Here is a 24,517-nt window from a genome sequence, read left to right as displayed (position 1 = left end):
ATTTTATTTATTACCTGCCACAATCTTATCAAAAATATTCCCCGGCATTGTTGGAGATCCTTCATCTTTTAATAACCCAGTATCTGCCCTACTGAAAAGCGACTGCATAATCAAGTGACGCTCAGTAGGATCGATGGCCTGTTCTTTTTGCATGGATAAAAACACGATGGTCAGCTGCTCCCGCTCCTCCGCATCTCTTACTAAATGGAAGGCACTAAAGGTAAGCTTGGAAAAGGTTTTGATCAAAAATGCAAGGAAAGAGACAAAGGTAATGAAGATAACAGACCATTTGATAGCTGTAGCAGTGTCACTGAAAATATCCTCCAAAACTCCATTAGAAAGAAAATTAAGTAAAAGAATAAATAATCCAATTCCTACAAGTGTAAAAATGACGAGACTTATAAGCCAACGGTTACCCTCTTTTCTAAGCTTTACAGCCCTATCATTCCAGTACTTGGCTGGGGCTTCGAGTTTCAACTTTTCCCTGTAAAGCGTCTCTAAGTCTATTACCTTTTTTTTCGAAGCGGTATCAAACTCTGAGAAATTGGCAGAAGTACTTTCAAACCACTCTTCGTAAAGTCCAGATTTCTCTTCTTTGTAAGCAATTATTTCGTCTGTCGTAGCCTTTACACTTGACTCAAAACCTTTTGATAGTTCTATAAAGTCCTTTTCCGAATCAGATATATATTTGTCAATCTGATTTCTAAGACGAGTTAAAGAGGACTTCTCCCTAACTCTCCTTTTTTCAATTTCAGTTTCTCCCTTTTGAAAGTATTCATATGCTAGAATAAGCCCGTTGAGATAGTTTTTTTCACGAAGCTCATTTACAACAATTGTGTCTGAGACATAATCTAGAGCCCCTTTGTAGTTCCTTTTTTTCGATTGATATATTTCTAATAAAAAACTTGTTACAGGCGCATCGAACTCAAATATCAAGGTAGATCTGCTAGCTAACACAGAATTTCCCACATCTCTACCCCAAACATTCGAAAAACTATTTACATCAACATTCTGATAACTTTGGATAAATGAGATTATCTTCTTTTTTAAATCTAGGAAATATTTTTTTGAGGTATTCAGCTCTTCCGGAAGTTCTCCTTCAAAACTTTGAAATCCTTCAATTTGATTTAATAAATATTCATAGAATGCCGAAACACCTATAAACTTCCTATTCATACTTACCCTAGGAAGGTTAATCTGAATTACTTGATTAGCAAACAATTCACTGCTTGGCGCGTCCTTGATCTTCTGCCTAAGTTCTTTTAACTCCATGATTCAATTTCTAAAAAATCTTCTTCAGTTTTCCTTTTAAATCTATCTCATATCCAAAAGGTCTATTTTCCTCTACTGCAAGTTTAGCTATTTCCGGCCAGGAACGAGCAAGCATTTCCACCATTTGCCATACGCTAAGACCTGATTTTTTGCCTTTAGCTCTCAGAAAGAAAACCCCAAGTTTATGCTTTTCTAAAAGCTCAATTTCATGTTTTCTCCTTGATAAGTTTGTATCCCTGGTAATCACACAGGCTTTTAACCTTCCTATTTCAGGAATCCAGTCTATGTCTTTAGTCCCGTATCCGAAATGATCTGGTAAATGTTTTACTTCTAATGGGATTCCTGTTTTCAGAGATTCTGGACCCTGGATCATCTGAAATCCAGGAGCTAAATGCGGAGGGATATTTTCATCCGTGAAGATTATCATGCCGCATCCTTACAAAATGCAATGGCATCCTCCGCTTCTTTCTCCGTGATTTGATAAATATGGGCAATGTAGGGCACAGGATCGCCAGCCAGAAAATGCTCAAAAATGGTTTCGGGATAGATGTTCTTACCTTCGATAATTGGATGGCCGAACTTCCTACTTGGATCGATTACAATCGCATTCTCCTTCCCCATTGGCCATAGCTTGGATACTACGTCCTCCTCACCAAAGTCAAGCTTCTTAAAGAAAACGGAAATAATGTCCAAGTTGAATTGATCTGAGCCATTTAGAGAAATAACATCTGCTCCATTCTTCCAGTAGATGAGTTTGCCGTCAGTTTTGATTTCTTGGAGTACCTGCTTCTGTGCAAAGGGGAAATGGGTATTATAAATCTCGGCCAGCTTCTTATGAGCTTTGAGCACTTCAGCTGTCTTTACTCCCTTATCAGCCAATTGGATCATGACGTAGAGTTCCACCACTGTGTGGAAACTGACGGCTCTAGACCCATCTATCAGCCAAGAATACTGCGACTGAAACTCCTCTCCCAGTTGCCCATCCCAATACTTGGTAACATATCTATGTACCTTAGCATAAGGCAGATGCAGAATGGTCGCCGCATCGCGAAGGGTATATATCCCCTGTCCTATCTGTGGTTTATTCTCGAAAGCAATCATAGTTTAGTCTCTAAAGATACGATTTTGGAGGTTGGGTAGGTTACCGATAGTAAAAAATGGGACTGGGGTTGGCACATTATAACCACAAATCAAGATTAGGATTACGTTATATTCTCGCCATTAGGAATATTCTTTTCCCTGCAATATCCCTCCATGTCAGTATCGCTTTCAAAATAGGAATCACAATATTCATCCAACTCTTTTTCTGTTGACTTATAGTAGCGCTCTTGAGCAGTCATTAATCTATCTGTTTGCTCTATGAACTCTTCAAATTCCTTGTTGATTTTGCAGAGCTTATCCATCGTCTTAAAATCAAGATCTCTATAAGTAGCCGGAAATAGCACCTTACTCTGATAGGCATTTGCATTAAGCTCAATGACACCAATCCCGAAAGACTGATTTAGGCGCTCCATTTCATCCATCAGACTATCACTGAATTCAAATGCAACCAAATAACCATAGTTCGCCCAGCTGGAATTAGAAACAGCTTGGAAGTAGGCCTTTTTTAGCTCTGAATCTGAATTGATCTCCCGTTTGATTTCGTAGGAACTCAATTTAAATGTATCTACCCTGTTGATAGATTTTAGAAAATTCTGACTGACTTTAGTTTGGAGATTTAGGAATTTAACTCCTACCATATCCGGATGGGTCCAAATTTGATTGCTGTCGCTCCCATATTTAGACTGCTCATGAAAAATGGTTTTAGAATAGATTTGAGTATTTTTTAAATAGCTACTAAGGAGCCGATGCAAATCCCTTTCAGAGTAAGATTTCACTTTAGTGATTACAGGAGTAGAGCTGGATAATTCAGTATCACCACTCAAGATTTCTATTCCTATATCTTGTTCATTTTTCGTTAAATAATAAGAATACCGGGCACCGGGTTGTTTAATCCTTTTTACGCGAGTATCTCCATTTCTAATAAAATCCCCAAGTATAGCTGACACCGTATCGGGAGGGGTTTTGGCAGTTCCAAAATCGTAATAGTTATGATTAATAATATGGGCACAAACCTCTGAATAATTGGTTAATGCATTAATATCATTTAGGCTTTTTAGGATAGCTTCTTTAAGTGTCATTTGTTTTGTTATGTCGTTTAATCCAGTTCAAGGTTAGAATAAATGAAAACTTTACGATTTCCAAGTTATTCACTAAAATGGAAAAATTTACTTAATTAATGGCTTAATGCCTGCCAGATTGCAAAAGCCAATTAGTTCTGAAACAGATAGATTATTCGGTGTTCTGGTGTTAGGGACTCTTCCCATTATTCGCACAAAATCTTTATGCTCGATAATTGGTGGTTTTAAATCTTCATAAACTGCATTAAAGAAAGGTTTGGTAACTATGAAAGTTGGCCATTTTTCTGATTTAATTTGGTATTCATCATTCCATTTATTTACAATTCTTTCTCCCATTGCCTTCTGCTTGTCTAGAGCATATTTTTTAAATCTGGTAATATCTTTCTGTGAAGTATATGTAGAAACAGTCATTTCAAAAGGAATTGGAGGATTTCCTTCAACCATACAATTATTAGGAGTTTTGAGATCGTTATCCCTGTACCATTGATATGCATTAAAGTGAGTTTCAAATCTCTCAATAACTTTAAGAATAGCTACAAGGCTATATTTTGAAGTGGAATTACCCTCACTATCGAGAGACATATAAATGACAATGTCATTAGGCCATAATTTTGGCGCAAATGAGTTTTGACGACATAAGCCAGTTATTGAGGGATAAAGATTTTCAAAATCTGGCTCCCTTCTACAAGATCCATCTACAAAAGGATGAAATCCAAAACCCTTAATGGCATTTCTTCCAAAATCATTTTTACAAAGTGGGTGATATGAATTAAGCTTTATCTTTCCTACACATCCAAAATTTATTTTCTTCATATTATTGATTAAAAATACACCCCAATATAAATAATTCGAGCGTAATAAATATTATTGATAAGAAAACCCTTATGATAACAATAAAACTTAAATAGTATTGATATTATTTTACTTAAAATATACTTAAGAATTCACTTTATTTTTTGTATTATTCCTTATCATTGAATAACAAACCAAAATTATATTAAAAAAATAAGTTATTATTGGAATCATCGCACTACAAAATGTTAAAATCACTATAATTGCATTTTCTTTAATCATAAAAGACATTTTATCAAATAAACTATCACTATATATTAACGAATTAGATGGATTTGATTTAATGATAATTTCAACCCTCCTATTCAGGGATCTACCAAATTCATTCTGGTTTGAAGAAACCGGGAAATCTTCCCCTAACCCATAAAACATAGAATTATTGAAGGTTAACATAGGGCGTATATATTTAAAGACTGATTCAGCTCTCTTTTTAGATAATTCATAATTATAGCAATAATCACCAACGTTATCCGTATGACCAATAACTTCTACCATCATATTGTCGCTAACTGTGGGGATGATAAGCCTTAGTTTTTCCTTAACATTATCATTTAACTGAAAATTATTATGGTCAAAAAGTATATTATCTTGAAAGAACAACCGTAACTCTTTGTTTTCATAGGAAACATTTTTTTTACCCATACTATTTTCTGATTTTTCTATTAAATCCTCCATTTCCTTTTCAATATATTCGGTACGGTTTAATTGATGGGAAAACAGAAAAATCATAATTATAGACAAGAAAAAAACATTAACAAAAAATCTAGATAATATTTTATTAAACCTATATACCTTTTGCGCTGGTTTTGGTAATTCTTTAACTTTTTCATCAAAGAGATTTGGCCCTGGTAAAGCTAACATATTAAATTGTTTTTATTTAATTCATATCCTTCAAATAAAAATCTAGATAATATCATCAGATACTTACAAATAATTTTTGATACTTAGTCATTTCAAGTTCCAATGATATATATCCTACCAACTGACCAAAAACACCATTTAAACCGTTTCCATTTACAGGAAATTGTTTGATCGGATTAATTCTTTATAACTTCATTGGCTCTGATCACTATTTCAAATTGAATTGCCCGATTTCTGAGAAATTCAACATACAAAATTTGTAGGTAGGGAATATTCATCATAGTAAAGAGAAATTTTTGGTGGTCAGTGAATCTATTGTTAAATAAAGCAAATAATGAGAAACTTCAAAACACTCAATTATTAGGTGATCCTCAATCATTTGAATATTTAGTTATTTAAATCTATTCTAGCCCATCTTGATGTAGTTAACTGATCATTCTAACTGGGTATAATTTGAAATCACATCCCATATCCTGATGCCTTCCTCCTCTTTAGGGGAAGGTGATCGGCTCTACTCCAGAGGGGAGATCAATTATAAGAAGTAGGTTAGTTGTTCCCTCGGAAAGTTTAATCTCAATTACTAAGAGGCTTATTTAACATAAGGAATCAAAAGAATAAATACTACTCAAGGTGTACCTTAAATTCAGAACAAGAAAAACCTAATTCCAACCTGTGCTTTTCGAATCGTATTAAATCCTGCGAAGGCCGTGAAATTTTCCTTGAAAAGATATCCAGCATCCAAACCGGCCCCTAAAACTGTATTCTTGGAGGTAATCAAATGGTAACCTCCTCCATTAAATCTGTTATCAATGTAATTCTGAAATGAATTTTCTGAACCAGCCGATAGCTCTATATCCAATAAAAACTTTTCTTTAAATATTTTGCCATACCCGAAATCAATTGTCAGAAAGTATTCACCATTTCCATCTTGGGTTTTTCCGTAATTAGACAATTGCTCAGGAACTAATTTTCCCCGGGTATCAGCAAATTGGTAGGTCATTCCCAGTTTGAAAATGTTTTTTGTTTTATCCATATACAATAATTCCATATTCATGGATCCAGACGATGCTCCCGCTAATCCAATCCCGACTTTTTGTCCGAAGGAACTAAGAAAGACAAACATGATTGGAGCTAATATGGCAAAAAATTTATATCTCATCAGTCTATATTTTTATTTACTCAATGCCTTCACAATCCTCTCCTGATTGATTACCACATCCCGGAAGAGCACATGGGGAAATGTCATGTACTTGGAATTTTTAAATGCTTCGTAAATAGCGATCAGCGTTGATGCAGTCAGTAGCGAAAGATTCATATCCACATCCATTTCGCAGTCTGTCACAAAATCATCGCTAAACTCAGGAGCTACCAGCAAGATTTTTACTATCCTAAGGTTGTTTTTCAGCGCTATATTTTGGTAAGATTTCAGTTGCCGGGAAACGGTACTGAATTTATTATAACCACTTTCCTTGCTGGTTTTGCACTCCACAATAATTACTTCCTGATTGCCTAGATTAATCAGGATATCCATAAGGTCTTTTTGGGTATTTAGCTCCTGGCGGTACTTATCATCCACATTGAATCCCAATCCTTTAAAAATCACCTTGGTCAGTTCCTCGAACTTCACCCCCAGCTCGCTCTCCCTGATCTGAATCCCATTTTCCTTCAGCTGATTGTAGTTGCGGTAGCCTACATTTTCATAATTCTCCAAGTAGAGATTTTCCACGTCTTTGTAGTGCTCTAGAATATTCAAAATATCATCTCCGCGTAATTTGACGCCATGATCTTTCTTGAACTTGTCGAGATCGACCTTCTCGATCAGATCCAATATATCACGTGGTTTGATATTATAATCCATTAAAAACTCTGCGTCCAGTACGTATTCATCCTGAAGTTCGAAATGCTCCCTAATGCCTTTGTTCAGTGCAGGAATGGACTGATGTAGATCAGTCAAAAGCTTGTCATATCCATCCACGGATATCCCTACTTTTTCATCTTTTTCTACCGCTTCAAAGTATTGGATCAGACTATCTACCTTTTCCTGGAGGGTGCTGCCTCTGAGATTTGGGATCTGAAGTCCTTTTTCACACAATTCATTAAGCGTTTTCTTCTTATCAGTCAAAGTGGTGCCATCCTTATAAATATCATTCAGGAGTAAATCCGTAAATGAGATACCCGCATGGATAATACCTTCAATTTTCTGCGAGTAGGAAAGCTTTCTGTCAAGGTTATGGTTTTTGGCGATGGAGTTGATAATAGGTTCACGGAGGAGTTTCAGGGTGCGTCTGAAGAATTTATCCGCTACTTCTTTATTCCTGACTTTCCTTAACAATCGAACCATTTCATCTGCAACAAACAGGGTGTTTTCCTTCTTGGAATAGAAGACCACTCCGATATTTTTGAGGTTCGTAATAACTTCCTGCACATCCATCTTTTTCACCCCCAGGATGGAATAATTTATCAGTTTGATTTCCTCCTGGGACAGGCCAAGTTCCTTGGAAAGGGTAAGTATGATGGTGAGTTCGTCAGCTGTGATTTTGGCTTCCCTGTTATTGGCTACGTCATTAAAAAAAGCAGTGGACAAACAAGCCTGATAGATTCTGTAATCCCTTTTTCGCTCTGGACTCAGTTCTGACTTTTCATCTTTGAAATCCGAAGTCAACGCCTTGATTTTTGCATTCAATGTTTTGATCTCTGCCTCATAGAGCCGCGAAAACCAATCCTGTCGCATGATGCAATTCCCATCCCGGATTATGATATCGATGAGGATATCAAGCTGTGAGTTTACTTCCTGAAACTCGCATTTTACATACTCCGTAAACTCCTCAGCAGTAAGATCAAAAATCTTGGAGATATTAAGATTGTCCACTGTTTTCAGCCCTTTATTGTCGGGAGCAAGGATTTTTTCAATCTCTTTGCTTTTGTCTTTGCTTTTAGAGATGATGTTGTCTATGATTTTGATAAAGGAGTTCTTCTCGATGGAACTGAGTTTATCCAGGATCTTTTCAAGCTTCATGACTTGTTATTTTAACCGTTTTAAAAATTAGATGAGGCCAAAAAGAATGCATACTAGAGAATTAACCCTTGTGAGAATTCTGGCGAGTAATCAAGCGGTAATTTCCCGGATTTATGGCCGGTTGTTGGTAAAAGTTGGTGTTTGTCCTCAGTAAACTAAAGAATCTATGCAAGAAAAGGATTTTTGAATACAAAAAAATACCCAGTACAGGGTATTTTTCAGTTGAAACACAGAAAAAGAAGGAGATTATACGATTTTCAGTACTGGAATGAAAAATAAAATCCGAAATAGTCTATCGCATACCCTGCTCTATCGTTCTCTTTTGGGACCGAAACAGCAGATCCGACGGAAGCTGAAGACAGTGGGAAGGTGATGGTTTCCTATAGGCTTTGCTACCGAGCAGGTCGTTGTTACTTCCCGTCTTTTACAAATTCCAAAATGTCGCCCGGTTGACAGTCCAAAACATTGCAAATTGCCTCTAATGTACTAAATCGAATAGCTTTTGCCTTACCTGTTTTTAGTATCGAAAGGTTCGATAAAGTCAAACCAACTTTTTCTGAAAGTTCGTTCAATGACATTTTTCGCTTCGCCATCACAACGTCTAAATTTACTATAATTGCCATAGTCTAAACAGTTAATTCATTTTCGGTTTGCAATTCCGATCCTTTTTTAAATACAAGTGCCAACAAGTAAATGACGCCTGCAAATAATAAGATTTCACTACCACCCCACTCTATTGGAACGGTTACACCTTTCTTCAAAATCCATTTTGTATAGTTCATGGCTATTATGGCAAGAACGCCTGTTCCTAATGCGATATGGCTAATCTTTAAAAAGAGGTCAGTCAGTTTGCTGTTAAAAGGCCTAGACAAGTTGAACTTCATAAAGATTTTTATAACGTAATAGGCAATGTATGCCTTTAGTCCTGTAAGGACAATAAACAATGAAGCTGTAAAAATGTAGTGAGACTTACTATAAGAATAGAGGTCAACTAGGCTAAGTCCTAAGTATAGGTCGTTTGCACCTTCGGGATTTACAAATAGGCTCACGATGAATGAAGTCAAAAGTGCACCAGTCTTGATGCAAAGTCCGATAAATGCAATCCAAAAAAGGACATTCATTACTTTCAATACGGTTGAATTTGTTGTTGTCATTTGCTTAAAGTTAAAATTTTACTTTGCAAGTATCAACAACAATTTATTGAAAAACAATAAAAATATTATTTTTATCAACAAAAATAGTTATCCGACCTTAATTATTGGTTGACAATCAGTAGGTTATTTAGATTAAGTTTTTTAGGGAAATGTCAAAAATATAATGATCCGGCTGAAGAGTCGGTTTACAATGCCCGCTAACGTGTTATAACCGCACTTGCGGTTATTTCTTCTAAATCATTAAAGATACTATGTCATTAAACCTGTCTCTATTCTTTTATTTTGAGGGTATCCGACATTAGCCGCTTTTAAGTATTTACTATCGCTTTTCCGGTTTACTGTCTTTTGGCCTTTTTTTCTACGTGATCCAGCTTAATTCCCATGCTGCCAGAAATAGCTACTTTCGGCAGCAGATTTCTAGAGCATTTGGATACTACCTCATCCGCTACTCCCGATACGCTGCTCTATCGGGACAGGGTGTTTTTCAATTCAAAGGGTCTCAAAAAAGAGAACTCTCCTACTTACACCCGTTTTTTGCACAGGTTATCCTCTCATTGGAATTCACCCAATGATCAGCTTGTACCGTTGTATCGAAACCACATCCGGTTTTTCCTCCCTTGTGTCCTTGATGAACTTCCTTTGTCGGTGTGTGCTTTACAGCCATGTTGATTTTGTTTTAGTAGTTAATAAATGATAGCACTAAACTCATGCTTCCATGATTCTTTGTGCTCTTTGAAGCTAAAGAATGATTTTCTACAAAACCAGCACGAAAGAATTAACTCAGACAGTATATGTCACAAAATCAATTATTTACAGCACAAGCGCTTTTACTTCGACCCTACCCCTAACCAACAAATAGCTTTGTGACGAAAAATAGGTAGATAATGGATTTTCCAAAAGACACAAAAAAAGGAACCCTTTCAAGTTCCTTTATAAAATCCAATTGCATTAAATTTTTAAGCATTTGCTCCTGAGCGAAAACCCTGGATATAGTGCTTCAGCATATTTGCCTGTGTATGGGTCACTTCTGAAGGCTTTACAAGAGAAAGAAAATTATCCAATCCCATTTCTTCAATCAAATTCCCAAAGGAGGAATTCAAAAATGAAGAGGAAGGGGCACTTGCGCCACTAAATGAGAGCGAAATTTGATTCCCTCCAGCTAAAGCACTTTTCAAAACCGCATAAAGCGTATAGCCAGCAGTGTTAGTGTAAGTATCTGATACTACGTCTGTTAATTTAATTTTCATGAGGCTGCAAATTTAGAGTTAAAAATCACCAATCCAAAACATCCATTGTCTCCAGTTCTTCTAAATTGTTTACAATAATTGTAATTTCAATTACCGTTCCAATAAAATTGTTAATCGGATTTTCAAAAAAAATGTTCTTATTTCCGTTCCCAATCATTTTTACATTGTCAGAAAACAGCTTCCAGCTCCCTTGATTTACTTTGACAAATGAACAAACCGTGTCTAATCCCCTACCTGCATTATGAGGCATTGATTGTGTGGTTCTATTTAATTTCAAAGCCCATTTTACTGCATCGTATGGTGAAACTGTGTCAGCTCCTTTGTTTGAAAGGTAATTGTTTACTGTCTTCGGAATACCAAAACCTAAATCTCCGACGGCAAGTTTGATCTGCCCCTTTTGAGGATAATATTGACAAAACACAAAGCAGTCTATTGGTGAATTGGAGTGATCATAGACATTGTTAATCAATTCAGATAGTGTGATGTCTAGCATTCCCAAATCTTTTCTATCACAAAGTGTCTGGAAGTACATCTGAGTTCGCCCTATGTAATAGTTCATCGTTTCACGGTTTACTCTACGAAGCGGCATAGCACTATAACTTGCAATTTCTTTCAGTTCGGTTGGCTCATGATAATTACTGGAACAAAACTCAAACAAACCTATTGCCTCAAGATATCCTTTTACGTCCAAATTATCCACCCATAAATTAATCTCAACTTTTTGGTTCAATTGAAAGATTATAAATTCTGTGAGAATCAAAATATCCATAGGCTCCAGAAATCTATGGTACAGATGTATTGTAATTGGAGCCCCTTGGTAGCCTTCCTCAATAATCTGAAAAAGTTTATGATAGTCACTTTGGCTTTTAATAACAATATCCATGCGATGTGAGCGATTGATTTTAAGAAAAGTCTATTTTAACTATTTTGGAAAAGCAATATTAACTAAAATTAATTTAATTCTAAAACCAACGTCTGGGTACAGTCAAATGGTTATGGATACCGGATGGGATTTACTGTCTCCCCTGGTAAGAATATTCCTTCTATTTTTCATCATTCAGATCGATATAGAAGTCCCCGGTATTTGGCACCCCTCCTAACTTCCCTATTTTATACGCATTATATACACTGCTGGTATTTCTGATCACAGAAGAATCAAAATCAGCTAGTGAATAGAGCTCAGTAGCGCTATCCTCATTTTTATCGGTAAACCAGATGGTGTCATTTCTATAGATATCCCTGTTGTCCAAAATCTCCCGGTTGTGGGTAGTGGCAATCAACTGGGAATTCTTGGTATTCATCAGGAATGAGAGAATGAAATGGTTGTACAGATCAGGATGCAAGGAAGTCTCTAGTTCGTCAATCGGGAAAATAACTGACCCCTTGATCATCATAGCCAAGAGTCCTGCAAACCCAAAATACCGCTGGGTACCCTGAGATTCAGATAAAAAAGGTAAAGAATATTTAGCACCTCCTACTGTATGTTCAAACTCTAAATTAAGGGCAGTCACTTTCCCTCTGTTTATCAAATCATTTAAACTTACTTGTTTGTTTTTCAACCTTTCTTTAAACATTTCTAATAGTTCATCAGGAATATCCTCTTCTTTCTCATCAATAACAATATCAGAGATATTAAAACCAGCCCTGCGTAGGATATTTGTAATGTCGTTCTTTACTATTTTCTTTTCACTTATATTACCCATGACATAAGTATCCAACTCTGTATTAGTCAAGACCAATGACTTAAGATGTTTTTCAAACCAGTCAGCCACATTCCTCAATTCATTGATCTGAATATTCGTCTTTAGGTATCCTCCCAGAACTGTATTATTCCAAAGTGTATTAGACTCCAAAGTCTTTTTATACACTTTATCCACCGTGATCTTACTTCCGAATTTGATTTCTGTAAACTGGTTTTCAACATCCGTAGTACGTCGGAAAATATTGGCTTTGTTTGGATTGAAATAAGTCAGCTCTTCTGTTAAGACTGCTTCTTTGTTGAACTCAACAGTATAGGCATACTTTATTTCCTTTTGGATAAATTCAATGGAAAGAATTGAGGGATTATGAGGGGTGTCCTGGTCGAATAGAAAAGGAGAAAATTTAAGCTGCGCTGTTTTCTTTTCCTCCGGTTCCAAGACCAGATCTCTGAGAAAATCGAGCGCACGAAGGATGGTAGTCTTCCCTGAGGCATTGGCGCCATAAATAAGACCAAGCTTCAAAACTCGGATGCCACTCTGGGTAGTAATCACATATTGATCTTCCAAATGAGTGGAGCTATCCGCTTCAAAAGACAGGATTTGCTTTTCCTTCACCGGGCCAAAATTCTGGACACTAAAGTTGAGTATCATTTAGGTGTTTTAAGACTAATGCTATTAATTTTCTCTTAAGAGAGCATACAAAATTACAACGAAAAAAGCCAGTTACGGTTATTTTCTATCCAATTATGTAAACCGTTTACAAATTTGAGTGAAAAACATTAGAAATAATCAACCGATAGTATCCAATTGTTTCTACCGAAGTCAAGTCAGATCAACCTCCTACTATTCTTGCCAATTTGCAATTGGCTTTTCTACCTCATCCCATCCTTCTTCCCGAATCACTGCGTTATCGGGATTGAAATATCGGGACAGGCTCCCCGCAATACTGCGGGACAGGCATTGAGGAGAAAGCGCTAGCCTCTGCTCCATATGGGTGTCAAGGGTAAGAAGTAGGTTGGTCGTTCCCGAATAGGTTCGCTTCCCGAATCGCTTTGTTCTCGGGATTGAAATCTCGGGATTAAAATATGGGGATCTTCGATCTCAATAATTAAAAGCTTGAGCAAGAAAAGAGAAAAATCGGGACTTTTTATACCCTGTATCGAAGTGTTGTCTTCATTCTACCCTCCATAATAAAGCAAATTATGTCTGATAAATCTTATTGATATAGTATGCAAATACAGCTTTATTATGTTGGTTTTTTTATATTTCAATAACTTTACAGCTTTCAAAAAGGTGATGCTCGTTTCGCTGTACATAACCCATCTGATTGGTTATGAGCTTGGTATTGCCAATCATGAACTCAGGGGTATTGGTATGATGATGTCCATACACCCAACAGGCAATTTCGGATGTTTCTATAAGGTCATGCAGTTCCACTGCAAAAGCTTCATTGAGTATATCGCCTTTATAGTGCTCAGGATAGTTGAGAAAAGTAGGACAGTGATGGGTGAAAACGGCTTTTTGTCCCTTCTGATTTGTGCTTAACACATTTTGAATAAATGCCAAGCTCTCTGCATGCAACTGGTTGTATTGCTCCGCCGAAAAGCGAAAACCTTTGTGTTTAATTAAATGAAAATCATTTAGGCTGCGTTCAATCTGCCATTGGTAGGCAGGACTGATGTGACTCCAAAGGGTAGAAAAAATCAAGTTTACATTTTCATAAATAACCGAAGTATTGTTCACCAAAAACACATTGCTGCGAATAGCTTCATGCAGCACACCGCTTTTTTCAGCTAAATCATAATGGTAGTATTCATGATTACCGGGCAACCAATAAGTAGTTTTAAAATTATCTGCCACATAGCTGAAAAAATCCGAGTATTTATCAATTTCAGCAAAAGGCAAAATGTCACCAGCCAAAACCAATACATCACCCACCGGTGGCAAAGGATGTCGCTTTAAGAATTCTCTATTAAAAGGAAATTCTAGATGAAGGTCGGAGACGTATTGGAGTTTAATTGGCATTAATTTTTTTATATGTATATCCGCTTTTCTGCCAGTAAGCACGCAAAAGCAGCATAGGATATGTTAAACTTAAGAATTGAGGGTACTTCGGTCATCGGTCATCGGTCTTCCGGCCGATTGAGCAGAGAAATATTGGTTACTGGCATCATTCCGTATATTCATATTTTTTTATTAGCCCTTTCGGATTTTAAAACAATTTCATTCTTGAATCAAGCATTTTTCTAAAGATAAAGCCCTATGGGAGTTGTCATTTTATTGGGAGTTGGATGAAATTTGCCCCCCACTCGGCGTTGTCATTTAGCTTATGGCACTGGGTGGGATTTGCCTTTCCGCAGCCTGGCCTCCCGAATCGCTTTGCTCTCGGGACAGGCTCTCACTAAAACAGTCCCCCAGACTGTTTCCTCACCCTCGGTCCTACCGGACTAATCCTAAACGCTCTGTCCTCCCTGCATGCTGGCTTCCCTCGGCGTAGTCAGATAACTAGTCAGTACTGGGTGGGATTTGCCCCCGCCGTAGTCACATCTCTCGTGGCACTGGGTGAAGTTTGCCGACCCTACAAGCTGGCCTCCCGAATCGCTTCGCTTCGGGACAGGCTCTCACTAAAACATTCCTACCAGAGTGTTTTCTAAAGCTCGGTCTAGGGTATTTTTTGGGTAAAAACCAAAAAGTCACCCGCATTTTAGGAAGAAAAGTGAGGAGATTGCTGCTTTGGGCAATAACACCAAAATAAAAATCTGACACAGGATATCATACATCCTACTTGATTATTTTATTTTAGGCCATAAACAGCAGATGTTTGTCACCAAGTCTTAGCTTTTCATTTTTCATTTTCTTTAGAGTCCAGTTTTTCTATTTCCTTCTTTACTTCGGCTATTAGTTGTTGTTCAGAAGGCAAATAGAGTTGGTATTTACTGGCAATGATGGTTTTGTTGTTTTCGGGCAAGGTTATTTTTACTACCGCATCGTTTTTATCGGCGCAGAGTAAAATGCCAATCGTGGGGTTTTCAAAATCCTGTTTTTTATAGCGATCGTAGTAGTTTACATACATTTGCAACTGCCCAATGTCTTCGTGTTTGAGTTTGGTTGTTTTGATTTCAATGATTACAAAGCATTGTAAAAGACGGTTATAAAAAACAAGGTCAATAAAAAAGTCATCCCCTTCTAGGTGAACACGTTTTTGTCTGGCCACAAAAGAAAAACCATTGCCTATTTCCAATAAAAACTCGTGTAAGTGTGTGATAATGGCTGATTCATATACTCAGGAAAATGTAATTCGGGTACTAACACTTCAGATTTGCCAGGAGCGAATTCTTTATTATTACTCATTTGTCCAGAAGTTTACGGTTTCTGGCTGCAATCATCTCTGCCATTTCTTCTTCGGTGGGTAGTAGTGTTTTGTATTTGGAAGCAAAGAGTTGCTTGTTTTCTTTCAGTACGGAGTATTTTACCATGGTTTCGTCTTTTTCTGCACATAGGATAATGCCTATGGTGGGATTGTCGTCTTCTCCCCGCTTGAGGGCATCAAACATACGTACATACATATCCATCTGCCCTATATCAGCATGCTTGAGTTTAGTGGTTTTCAGATCGATCACCACAAAGCATTTGAGGATATAGTTGTAAAATACCAGATCCACATAGAAATGGGACGTTTCGGTACTGATCCGCATCTGTCTGTCCACAAAGGAAAAACCCTTTCCCAGTTCCAACAAAAACTGCTGTAGGTTGCCGATCAATGCTTTTTCCAAGACAGATTCCTTACCGGTAAGATCCTCCGGCAGGTCTAAAAACTCTGCTATGTAAGGGTCTTTAATAAAATGGACAGGATCATGTTTTTCAGGTGTGATTTCCGAAGTATGCTCTTGCGTGGCAAGTAAACGATGGTAATAGCCACTCTTAATATTTCGTTCCAAGAGGCGTGAACTCCAGTTTTGGGAAGATGCTTCACTGAGGTAATATTCCCTTTCTTTGGGATCATCGATCCTCATAATCAGCCGGATATTTGTCCAGCTGAGATTGGCTACCCGCTGCGTAGCTGATTTTGAATTCTCTACGCGGTGCGTAGAGAATTGCCCGTAATCCGGAAACGTTTGATAAAACTGCTTCATGTTCCAAAGATTGGCTTCAGAAAAACCCTTTCCCAAGGTGTCGGACAAATGTCGGGATAGATTTGAAATCAAATATTCTCCATACCCTGCACGGCTTTGACCTGCTTGCTCCTGCTCTACGATCCGTCTGCCGATCTGCCAGTAGGTTTGCACCATAATGTTATTCACAGCTTTGTAAGCTGTACTTCTTGCCTGCTTCAGTAGTTCACTGATTTCAGCGTAGAAGGCGTTATCGTTGCTTATCTCTTTACTCATTTGTCTGAATTAGGATTAGGTAATTTTAGGATTGCTTCCCGTGAAAAACCTCCGCTTCCTGATCAACTCCTGTTCTGTTTGGGTTTCTTCATCGGATGGCATTTTTTCTTCTCTGGCAACGGCTAATACAGCTTGCACATCGTTACTCATTAGCAGTCTTTCAAAAAGTTGGCAATTCACTTGACGTTCCAATTGTCTGGCAGTCCAATTGTTTTTTTCTGTCTCTGCTATATAAAACTCTCTTTTATCTTGATTATCAATGCGTATGATGGTCCGGTAATGTGTCCAACTCAATTGCGAACGCAGTGCGTTCGTATTTGGAAATGTGCGGTAAAACTGCCTGTTCATCTCTAATTGGCGAATTGAAAAACCACTCCCAAACTGTGGTTGAAAGGTTTCGGAAATGGTTTTTATTAAATATCTCCCATAATCCGCACGGTCTTTCCCCTCTTGCTCTTCTTCAAAAATTATTTTACCGATCTGCCAATACATCAATACACGTTCATTATCAACTGCCCGAATGGCTTTTGATTGAGCATTGGATACAATGCTTTGAATTTGAATGATTATATCTTTTTTAATCTCCATCAGATAAGGGCTTCAGAAATGATAATTTTTGGTTGTACGGGGCTAAGTCCTTTTTGGCTTCCCGTTTTATATTAGATGTGCCCAGAGGGTTCAGCGATTCTGCTGACGCCAAATTAAGAATTTCGGAGACACCATCAAGCGGACTCTGGATGTTTTTGTAGGAGATGCGCAGTACATGGGTATAAAGTTCTTTGTTGGTGTAGTCTGACCGTTCGTGCGGACTGAGTGGGATTTGCCTTCCCGCAGTCTGGCTTCTTCACTAAAACAGTCCCCCAGACTGTTTCCTCACCCTCGGTCCTACCGGACTAATCCTAAACGCTCAGTCCTAGGGTATTATTCCTAAAAATAGAAGATAAGTGAGCGGGAAGAGCACTTAACTTGGAGTTTGGAGGAAAACCAGTTACCAATGATTACTCTTTTTCAGAATTGTTTATTTCATCTACAATCAGCGTTTGCAGCTGCTCTTTCGGGAGTAACAGTTGATATTCTGCTACGCCTATGGGTTTATTGATATCCTGCAGGGCAATCTCCACATCATCTTTTACTTTATTTACAAGTAAAAGATGATGCCCCCAAGGCAAAACTGCGACAAGCTGTCGCAGTTTTTTATCTGCCTTAGTATATCGCTCATAAAAACGCTTCATCTTCCATAGGTTACGGAGAGACTACCGCATATCCGGAAACTCATGCTTGAGATCCACCGATAATTGTTTTACCACTCCGCTTCCATAAGCTTCTTCTATTTGTCTTTCAAACAATAGCTTGCCAAGATTCTCCGGCATCAGTTGCTTTGCTTTTCAGGTTAAGAGTTTTGCTCTATCAACCATGCCTTTTATTATTTCATCCAATTCATCCGCGGACTCCCTCAAGTGTTTTAACCATATTTGATTATCCTCCTGACTTTTGTCATTATCCTCGAGAATATTAATAATACCCAACATCTTTGCAAGAGGGGCCCGCACGATATGTGACTGAGTCCAGGCAATATTTCTGAGCTTTTCGTTTTGTAATTCAATTTGTTTCACATAGTTACTCCTGCTTATTTCAAAATTCTTTCGCTCTGTGATATCATTCATCGCTCCTACCATACGTACAGAATTCCCTTTTTCATCCCTGATAATTATGCCCCTGTCGGTCACATTTGCTATAGTACCGTCATTTTTCTGATATCGATATTCGGCATTCCATTCAGTTTGCCCAGGTTTTTCCAGTGCGTCATTAAAACTTTGCACTACCCATTCCCGGTCTTCAGGATGAATGTGATTGGTCCAGCTCTCTAAGGTGGGGGTGTGATTTTCTATCTGATGCCCAAACAGGTTTTTTAACCCTGCACCCCAATACAGGGTATTTTCCAGGATATTCCAATCCCATATCGCATCATTGGTAGCTTGGGCTACTTTCTCAAAGCGCTCATTGGATTGGAGCAGGCGTATAGCTGACTCTTTCCTCTGTGTAATATCTTTAAAATAAACAGACAGTCCGGTAGAGGAAGGGTATGCGGTCACTTCCAGCCATACATTCAAGGCCGGATAAAACTCTTCAAAAGTCAAGTTTTTATGAGTTTCCTTGGCCTTGTAATATTGGCGGTAAAATTCTGTCCCAATGGCATCAGGATATTCATCCCACAGGTTTTTGCCGATAAGGGTATCCCTCTTTCGGCCTAAAACCCTTTCGGCTTCTTTGTTCAAATAAGTGAGCACCCAATCGTTATTTACATTGAAAAAAGCATCTCCTATGCTTTCCAGGATGTTGATTTTCTCCCGGTAGGCTTCCTCAAGTCTTGCCGCTGCCTGCTTGCGCTCATCGATATTCTTGAAATAGGCAGATACGCCTCCCTGGGATGGGTAGGCATTTATTTCATACCATTTTCCATCTCCCGGGTAATGGTATTCAAAGGATTCTGCTTTCTTGGTACGGGCGACCCGTTGATAGACCTTTCGGATGGAAGTCTGTGCACTTGCCGGAAATAATTCCCAAATATTTTCCCCCAAAACCTCGTCGGCCTTCTTTAAGAGTAAGTGCTCGGCTTCCTTGTTGAAATAAGTAAATTTCCAATCCTTGTCCACTGCATAAAAAGCATCAGATATACTTTCCAGTATCTCCCGAATCTGAAGTTCCAGCATTTTGGAAGCGTGAATATCCTGAAAGCTGCCATAGATACGCTGGCATTCCCCTTTGATCATCTCCACATTTCCAATAGCCCGAACCCAACGCTCTTTCTTTTTCTTAGTGACAATGACAGCCTCAAAGTCAAAGTCATCACCGGTTTCAATACTATTCCGAACCACTCCTTTTACCATGGGTTGAAAATCCTCCCTGTAGAAACTAAAACTTGTTTCCAAATCAGGCGTGAATGTTTTCGGGTTGGTTTCGTGTAGTTCGTGGACAATAATTGACCAGTGGATTTTATTATTCACCACATCAAATTCCCAATTTCCAATTCTCGCCAGTTTTGATGCCTGCCGGTAAAAGAAGATGTTTGTGTCTTGTACGTTTACATTCATTTTTCAACTAATTGCACTGATGGCCAAATACTTTTGTATGACGGATGTTGCGTCAGCAAGAACTTAAGAGATTCACGTTGCTAGCTGCTTAGCACAATAGTTCATTCCATTTGCTTCTTTCCCCACTTTAACTACCTACATGCTATGTCTATGAATGATGAATATAGCTCAACTCATCCTCAATCCAACGATAAAATTCCGAATCATTTAGTAGAATTTGGATGCTCATACACTTCTCTAGCAAAAACGCTAAAGTCTCAAAGCAACCTACAGAATTCATACAAGTACAAAACTGAGAGAGAATTATGCTAAAATAAAATCCCATTGATAGTACTCAATTTAGGACAGTTGATTTTTTGCTAATTTAGGGCAATTGTAAACTCTAAAACCTTCCAAATCACTATTTATGAATCATTCTCTATTAAAAATCTGTGTTATTGTAGCTGCATTGATGATCAGCGTTAATACCTACTCTCAGTCTAACTTCAGCAGTAATTTAATTGGCTCGGGTGTGGTGGTTTCTGATCTGGACCGTTCCCTGGACTTCTATGTAGATGGAATTGGTATGGTCAAGGCATATAACTTCACCATCAATGAAGAGTTTTCCAAGCGCTCGGGTCTATCGAACGGTGTTGCTGTTGAGGTAAGTGTCCTCAAATTAGAGAATAGTCCAAATGCCAATGAATGGAAGCTGATGAGCTTTGGCAATAAGCAAACTAAGCCTAAACCGGATTATATCCAGGATGGAACGGGTGTGCAGTATATCACCATCAATGTAAAAGCACTGAATCCGGTGATCAAACGATTAAAAGAAAAAGGTGTGAAATTATTGGGGAGTACCCCAACACCGTTAAATGAAAACTTACATTTTGTGTTGATACAGGATCCTGATGGAATCTTTATAGAACTGATAGGGCCTTTGGAATAGACGAACGCTGTACTATGACCCAAGCCAAAAAGAATCCAAGACCCCTCTGGGAGTAGTCACAACGTTCGTGCTGACTGGGTGGGATTTGCCCGACCTACAAGCTGGCCTCCCGATATCGCTTTGCTCACCGGGACAGACTCAAGCTAAATCTTTTCAATGGAAAGATTCTTCATGCCAGGCCCTCCTCTGGAAGATTTCTTCACGCCCTGTCCTGCCCTGATATTCTTGCCAATATGTAATTGGCTCTTCTCCATAGTTTAGGTTTGGTGAAAACCTATTCTAGGACGGGACACATCTATTTACACTCCAATGTCTTACCGTGAATTTCGCATCAGGCGATAATTCCGTCCCTAGTTTTATTGGTTTGGTCACATTATTTTCTTAAAGCCAACTGCTTACCCTAGTATTGGCTATTCACCAACTATTCAAACCATGCAGCGTAAAAAAGTAAAGAAACTATTCCTATTATTACCCTTTTCTCTACTAATCTTATTTACGGCAAGTGCCCAGAGTAAAAAAGAATACCTAACAATTAAGGAAATAAAAAAAGATTTGGAATTTGTAGATGGAATCCTTGAGGATATGTCCTCGTATCAGGGACTTAACGGCTATGAATACCGGAAATATTTTGAATATTACCTTGCCCTATCCAATCAGAAAACTAAAATATCCAGGTATGAGTTTGGTGTGTTTCTTTCTCAGACTATCGGAAAAATCGGTGATAGACATGCCTTTATAGATGGCTACGAATCCCGGGATTCCCTCTTCCTTCCCATGGCATTTGCTCCCTACCAAAAAAGAGTACTTGCGATAACCTTTGACGAGGATAAACAAACCTATGCTTATTATGATCCTGAATTCCCCTATCTAACCTCCATTCATAATCTTTCGGTTGATGATATTCTATCCCAGGCACTCCCAGGCGATATTCTCGCTCCAAAAAATTCTTATAATACCCGGGCTATCCGAGAACTAAGGGATATTGACAAGGTATTTGCACTATTGAAAGAAGACCTCCCCAACCCTCTTCCCATTACACTAAGTAATGATTCAGGCAAGGTCAAAACAATTAGTATAAACTTGGTACCCAAATCAGAAAGGCCCAAGATCTGGGATGAGCGATTCCAAATAGAAAATTTCTTCCTGACTGAAGAAGAGTCCAATGATCCAGCGGTAATCGAACAGTTTTTTACACAGGAAGAGCAGATTGCATATATCCGGCTGGTAGGTATGGTGGATAAGCAGGATAGCCCGGGATTTTTTGAATTCCTCAATGAGTTCATGATAAAAGCCAAAACAAGCAAGTCAATGATTATTGATGTACGGGATAACGGTGGTGGAACACGGGATCTGATCCAGGAACTTGCAGGCTATTTCATCCACCCTGATTCATTTTATGTGGTGAATGCTACAAAACAACGGGGTGAATTACCCCTCAGCGATGAGATGGAGGAGGAATTAAACTATCGGTATTTATTTTCTTATGAGAATCTTGATGCCAAGGAACAACAGGTGGTAGATGAATTCTCAGAACACTTTACGCCCATGTATCAGTTGGACAGCGAAAAGTACAGTGATTATTTCTATTACATCCTCAATGGAGGTAAGCTCACCCCAGGTAAATATCATTACAACAAACCTATCTACATCCTGTGTAATGAACGAACCTTTAGTGCCGCATCTATTCTGGTATCGGTATTCAAAGGTTTACCAAATATTAAAATTGTAGGGGCAAACACAGATGGCTCAAGTGGCAACAGTGAGCGATTCGAATTGCCTCATTCCAAATTCCGTGGCAAAATCAGTACGATGGTTTCTTACCAAAAAAACGGCAATCTACTGGATGGTATGGGGACTGCACCAGACATCCCAATTGAACGAAATTTGGACCAAATCTTTTTGACTGAAGATTATCAGCTTACCCGATTGGAGGAGATGATTAGATCAAAGTGGCAGGATTGAAAATCATCTCTACTGGGATAAATATGGAAAAGTAAACCTTCATCATCTTTTAGTCTAGGGCCACTTTCAGTCCTCTTTTCTTCGCCAGCGCAGTGATGAAAAGTAGAACCATGGTCGATCCTACGTCGAAGCAGAGTTGAAGGACTAGAACATTTGGTTATACATCCGTAGCAAGTAAGTGATAGATAGATATGCTTATGAGTCTGGCGAACTTCTATTTAGCTGCTGGCAGTAATCCCTTCATAGATCTTGTTTTAAAAGCCCTGCTGCACATACTAGCAACTCGTTAGTGGCACCTTCCTATCCCTACAGATCTGCAATGCTTCTTCGATAGCAGATCGGACTTGTATCATAAAAGCATCGAAGGAGCATCGTAAATAACTCTTTATTACCTAATGAAAAAACTGCTTATCGAACTCCCTAGTAATTCCCTTCAGGTTCCCTAGTCGCTCCTTTATGTCTTCCAAGAATCATGGGAACTGCAAGGGAGTAACTTTAGGGGCATAATCAAAAGTGTCTTGATTGACACCATCACTTATCAGAACTTAAATCACCAATTCTCTTTTTAGACCTTTCCTCTCAAAATCAAATGAAATCTGGTTTGCCGGAAAGTCAAACCATTTGTCTTTGCTTCAATTTTAGGTTCAAGCTATTGATAAAATCCCTTCTCTCCATCAGATTATAGAGTCTGGCCTCAAACGTCTGGATTTCGCCCAGCTTTGGAAAGGTGAGTTTGCCTTTTGCTAGGGAATTGGCACACACAAGGTTGAAGTAATTATATATCAAAATAACTTTTTGCAAAAAATCAGTCTGCACTACCTGAAAGCCGATTTTCTTTGCCGTCCTCTTATTCAGGATATAGCTGGTCCCTCGGATGGTAAGGTTCTCTGGATTATCTTTTTGCAAATGATCAATCAGATGTACCAATCCTTCGAGGTACTGTTCCATAATCAAGTTTCTTCTTTCTCTGCCATTGAGACTCCGGTCTATCACAAAAACATAATCAAACAAAGTCCCTCCATGGATGGTTATTTTCTCCTTTTTTGCCTTTTCAGCCAGAAATAAGGGAGAATAATAAACCAAATCCCCACTTTTCTTCAAGGCAGGTACGTCAAAAAAGGGGGCGACAACCGATAGGATAATCGGAATACCCAAAATCAAGGGAAGAAAAAATCCCATCCCCCAACAAATCAGAAAAACCAACAGGAGAATGAGTAAAGCAATAAATCCTATTCTTACCTGAATCCAAATCTGTTCTTTTTTAGACTTCAGGTAAAATCCATGTTTCAGCTCCACTATCGAAAAGTTTACAAGGTGGAATAATTCAATAACAGCCCAAAACTAGCCAAGGAGTTTCAAAATGCATGCATCTAGCTTTCTATTCTATAGTCCGCTCTTCCAAAAGTCAAAGAACCAGGCGAATCAGCACATACCCAAACCCAATCAAGGCAAATCCGAATATCCAGGAAGAGACCTTATAATTCCCCAACTGGGCGAAATCAAATCGTTCTGGTCACTGGGAGGGATTTGTGATTCTATCCTAGTATTTTTGCCAATAGGTAAGTGGCTCTTCTTTAAGCGCTCTTTTGAGGCTTACTCGATGCTAATTACTTAGCTATCTTATCTGGATTATCAAACGCTACAGGCACTACAACTTCTCCTTCAGTATTGATGTATCCAAATTTTCGGCCTTTCTGAACTAATGCCCAGCCTTTTTCATGAGATCCAAAATTCCCAATGTTATCATAGCTTGTTGAAACAATTTCTTCTCCTTTAGTATTGATGAAACCAACCTTTTTGTCCTTCTGAACTAAAGCCCAACCGATTCCGTGAGATCCAAAATTCCCAATGTTATCATATTTTAT

At 38.3% G+C, this 24,517-nt stretch carries 23 protein-coding genes and 1 pseudogene; 2 read left to right on the top strand and 22 right to left on the bottom strand.

Annotated features, from left to right (window positions below):
• Positions 1-3 precede the first annotated feature (3 nt).
• The 20 genes and pseudogenes from BM386_RS21880 to BM386_RS21785 form a co-directional block, all read right to left on the bottom strand.
• A complete protein-coding gene (locus tag BM386_RS21880) occupies positions 4-1,272 on the bottom strand; it encodes a DUF6161 domain-containing protein (protein WP_091698087.1) in 1,269 nt (422 codons plus the stop codon).
• Positions 1,273-1,282: 10 nt separating this feature from the next.
• Entirely contained in the window at positions 1,283-1,699 is a 417-nt protein-coding gene (locus BM386_RS21875; protein WP_091698085.1) for a PIN-like domain-containing protein, read from the bottom strand.
• On the bottom strand, positions 1,696-2,373 hold the full coding sequence (locus tag BM386_RS21870) for a DUF433 domain-containing protein (protein WP_091698084.1): 678 nt from the start codon (positions 2,371-2,373) through the stop codon (positions 1,696-1,698). Before BM386_RS21870 ends, BM386_RS21875 begins: the two co-directional genes overlap by 4 nt.
• Positions 2,374-2,474: 101 nt before the next feature.
• The gene (locus tag BM386_RS21865; protein ID WP_091698082.1) at positions 2,475-3,452 is read right to left on the bottom strand and encodes a hypothetical protein; all 978 of its coding nucleotides are present in this window, start codon (positions 3,450-3,452) and stop codon (positions 2,475-2,477) included.
• Between the two features lie 87 nt (positions 3,453-3,539).
• Complete coding sequence (locus BM386_RS21860; protein WP_091698080.1) at positions 3,540-4,265, bottom strand: hypothetical protein; 726 nt, start codon at positions 4,263-4,265, stop codon at positions 3,540-3,542.
• Between the two features lie 123 nt (positions 4,266-4,388).
• Positions 4,389-5,165: an OmpA family protein gene (locus BM386_RS21855; protein ID WP_091698078.1), complete on the bottom strand. Its 777-nt coding sequence runs from the start codon at positions 5,163-5,165 to the stop codon at positions 4,389-4,391.
• 643 nt (positions 5,166-5,808) lie between these two features.
• Positions 5,809-6,324, bottom strand: a complete 516-nt coding sequence (locus BM386_RS21850; RefSeq protein WP_139235959.1) for a hypothetical protein — start codon at positions 6,322-6,324, stop codon at positions 5,809-5,811.
• A 12-nt stretch (positions 6,325-6,336) separates the two neighbouring features.
• The gene (locus BM386_RS21845) at positions 6,337-8,181 is read right to left on the bottom strand and encodes a hypothetical protein (protein WP_091698075.1); all 1,845 of its coding nucleotides are present in this window, start codon (positions 8,179-8,181) and stop codon (positions 6,337-6,339) included.
• A 410-nt stretch (positions 8,182-8,591) separates the two neighbouring features.
• Positions 8,592-8,804, bottom strand: a complete 213-nt coding sequence (locus BM386_RS21840) for a helix-turn-helix domain-containing protein (protein ID WP_091698073.1) — start codon at positions 8,802-8,804, stop codon at positions 8,592-8,594.
• 3 nt (positions 8,805-8,807) lie between these two features.
• Complete coding sequence (locus BM386_RS21835; protein WP_091698072.1) at positions 8,808-9,335, bottom strand: DUF2975 domain-containing protein; 528 nt, start codon at positions 9,333-9,335, stop codon at positions 8,808-8,810.
• Between the two features lie 956 nt (positions 9,336-10,291).
• On the bottom strand, positions 10,292-10,582 hold the full coding sequence (locus BM386_RS21825; RefSeq protein WP_091698069.1) for an STAS-like domain-containing protein: 291 nt from the start codon (positions 10,580-10,582) through the stop codon (positions 10,292-10,294).
• A 25-nt stretch (positions 10,583-10,607) separates the two neighbouring features.
• Positions 10,608-11,465: a hypothetical protein gene (locus BM386_RS21820; protein WP_091698067.1), complete on the bottom strand. Its 858-nt coding sequence runs from the start codon at positions 11,463-11,465 to the stop codon at positions 10,608-10,610.
• Positions 11,466-11,625: 160 nt separating this feature from the next.
• Positions 11,626-12,933: an AAA family ATPase gene (locus tag BM386_RS21815; protein WP_091698065.1), complete on the bottom strand. Its 1,308-nt coding sequence runs from the start codon at positions 12,931-12,933 to the stop codon at positions 11,626-11,628.
• Positions 12,934-13,125: 192 nt separating this feature from the next.
• Positions 13,126-13,272: a hypothetical protein gene (locus tag BM386_RS23745; protein WP_170857153.1), complete on the bottom strand. Its 147-nt coding sequence runs from the start codon at positions 13,270-13,272 to the stop codon at positions 13,126-13,128.
• Between the two features lie 270 nt (positions 13,273-13,542).
• Positions 13,543-14,307 (bottom strand): metallophosphoesterase, encoded by a 765-nt coding sequence (locus BM386_RS21810; RefSeq protein WP_211482940.1) that lies wholly within the window; start codon positions 14,305-14,307, stop codon positions 13,543-13,545.
• An 817-nt stretch (positions 14,308-15,124) separates the two neighbouring features.
• Positions 15,125-15,547, bottom strand: coding sequence for a PDDEXK nuclease domain-containing protein (locus tag BM386_RS21805; RefSeq protein ID WP_280141028.1), 423 nt, complete (start codon positions 15,545-15,547; stop codon positions 15,125-15,127).
• Between the two features lie 82 nt (positions 15,548-15,629).
• Complete coding sequence (locus tag BM386_RS21800; RefSeq protein WP_091698063.1) at positions 15,630-16,670, bottom strand: PDDEXK nuclease domain-containing protein; 1,041 nt, start codon at positions 16,668-16,670, stop codon at positions 15,630-15,632.
• 15 nt (positions 16,671-16,685) lie between these two features.
• Entirely contained in the window at positions 16,686-17,258 is a 573-nt protein-coding gene (locus tag BM386_RS21795) for a DUF1016 N-terminal domain-containing protein (protein WP_091698062.1), read from the bottom strand.
• Positions 17,259-17,668: 410 nt separating this feature from the next.
• Positions 17,669-17,908, bottom strand: a pseudogene (locus BM386_RS23975) (hypothetical protein); the annotation flags it as partial.
• A 147-nt stretch (positions 17,909-18,055) separates the two neighbouring features.
• The gene (locus BM386_RS21785; protein ID WP_091698060.1) at positions 18,056-19,762 is read right to left on the bottom strand and encodes a PAS domain-containing protein; all 1,707 of its coding nucleotides are present in this window, start codon (positions 19,760-19,762) and stop codon (positions 18,056-18,058) included.
• A 406-nt stretch (positions 19,763-20,168) separates the two neighbouring features.
• On the opposite strand from BM386_RS21785, the gene BM386_RS21780 reads away from it, so the two are divergent.
• Positions 20,169-20,690: a VOC family protein gene (locus tag BM386_RS21780; protein WP_091698058.1), complete on the top strand. Its 522-nt coding sequence runs from the start codon at positions 20,169-20,171 to the stop codon at positions 20,688-20,690.
• 432 nt (positions 20,691-21,122) lie between these two features.
• A complete protein-coding gene (locus BM386_RS21775) occupies positions 21,123-22,652 on the top strand; it encodes a S41 family peptidase (protein ID WP_091698056.1) in 1,530 nt (509 codons plus the stop codon).
• 612 nt (positions 22,653-23,264) lie between these two features.
• On the opposite strand, the gene BM386_RS21770 is transcribed toward BM386_RS21775, so the two are convergent.
• Both BM386_RS21770 and BM386_RS21760 read right to left on the bottom strand, forming a co-directional pair.
• Positions 23,265-23,948: a hypothetical protein gene (locus BM386_RS21770; RefSeq protein ID WP_211482939.1), complete on the bottom strand. Its 684-nt coding sequence runs from the start codon at positions 23,946-23,948 to the stop codon at positions 23,265-23,267.
• 311 nt (positions 23,949-24,259) lie between these two features.
• Positions 24,260-24,517 (bottom strand): WG repeat-containing protein (locus BM386_RS21760; protein ID WP_244545594.1); only part of this gene is annotated, 258 nt, incomplete at its 5' end.

The sequence above is a fragment of the Algoriphagus locisalis genome (assembly GCF_900116615.1).
GTDB classification, from domain to species: domain Bacteria; phylum Bacteroidota; class Bacteroidia; order Cytophagales; family Cyclobacteriaceae; genus Algoriphagus; species Algoriphagus locisalis.
The sequence above is the reverse complement of the archived record's forward strand: the minus strand, read 5'-3'. Positions and strand labels throughout refer to the sequence as shown.

Bases quoted from the DNA above. Each gene is read 5' to 3' on its own strand.
- BM386_RS21870 (WP_091698084.1), bottom strand. From the start codon at position 2,373: ATGATTGCTTTCGAGAATAAACCACAGATAGGACAGGGGATATATACC.
- BM386_RS21845 (WP_091698075.1), bottom strand. From the start codon at position 8,181: ATGAAGCTTGAAAAGATCCTGGATAAACTCAGTTCCATCGAGAAGAAC.
- BM386_RS21810 (WP_211482940.1), bottom strand. From the start codon at position 14,307: ATGCCAATTAAACTCCAATACGTCTCCGACCTTCATCTAGAATTTCCT.
- BM386_RS21785 (WP_091698060.1), bottom strand. From the start codon at position 19,762: ATGAATGTAAACGTACAAGACACAAACATCTTCTTTTACCGGCAGGCA.
- BM386_RS21825 (WP_091698069.1), bottom strand. From the start codon at position 10,582: ATGAAAATTAAATTAACAGACGTAGTATCAGATACTTACACTAACACT.
- BM386_RS21840 (WP_091698073.1), bottom strand. From the start codon at position 8,804: ATGGCAATTATAGTAAATTTAGACGTTGTGATGGCGAAGCGAAAAATG.
- BM386_RS21820 (WP_091698067.1), bottom strand. From the start codon at position 11,465: ATGGATATTGTTATTAAAAGCCAAAGTGACTATCATAAACTTTTTCAG.
- BM386_RS21815 (WP_091698065.1), bottom strand. From the start codon at position 12,933: ATGATACTCAACTTTAGTGTCCAGAATTTTGGCCCGGTGAAGGAAAAG.
- BM386_RS21860 (WP_091698080.1), bottom strand. From the start codon at position 4,265: ATGAAGAAAATAAATTTTGGATGTGTAGGAAAGATAAAGCTTAATTCA.
- BM386_RS23745 (WP_170857153.1), bottom strand. From the start codon at position 13,272: ATGGAGCAGAGGCTAGCGCTTTCTCCTCAATGCCTGTCCCGCAGTATT.
- BM386_RS21835 (WP_091698072.1), bottom strand. From the start codon at position 9,335: ATGACAACAACAAATTCAACCGTATTGAAAGTAATGAATGTCCTTTTT.
- BM386_RS21850 (WP_139235959.1), bottom strand. From the start codon at position 6,324: ATGAGATATAAATTTTTTGCCATATTAGCTCCAATCATGTTTGTCTTT.
- BM386_RS21865 (WP_091698082.1), bottom strand. From the start codon at position 3,452: ATGACACTTAAAGAAGCTATCCTAAAAAGCCTAAATGATATTAATGCA.
- BM386_RS21795 (WP_091698062.1), bottom strand. From the start codon at position 17,258: ATGGAGATTAAAAAAGATATAATCATTCAAATTCAAAGCATTGTATCC.
- BM386_RS21775 (WP_091698056.1), top strand. From the start codon at position 21,123: ATGCAGCGTAAAAAAGTAAAGAAACTATTCCTATTATTACCCTTTTCT.
- BM386_RS21880 (WP_091698087.1), bottom strand. From the start codon at position 1,272: ATGGAGTTAAAAGAACTTAGGCAGAAGATCAAGGACGCGCCAAGCAGT.
- BM386_RS21855 (WP_091698078.1), bottom strand. From the start codon at position 5,165: ATGTTAGCTTTACCAGGGCCAAATCTCTTTGATGAAAAAGTTAAAGAA.
- BM386_RS21780 (WP_091698058.1), top strand. From the start codon at position 20,169: ATGAATCATTCTCTATTAAAAATCTGTGTTATTGTAGCTGCATTGATG.
- BM386_RS21875 (WP_091698085.1), bottom strand. From the start codon at position 1,699: ATGATAATCTTCACGGATGAAAATATCCCTCCGCATTTAGCTCCTGGA.
- BM386_RS21800 (WP_091698063.1), bottom strand. From the start codon at position 16,670: ATGAGTAAAGAGATAAGCAACGATAACGCCTTCTACGCTGAAATCAGT.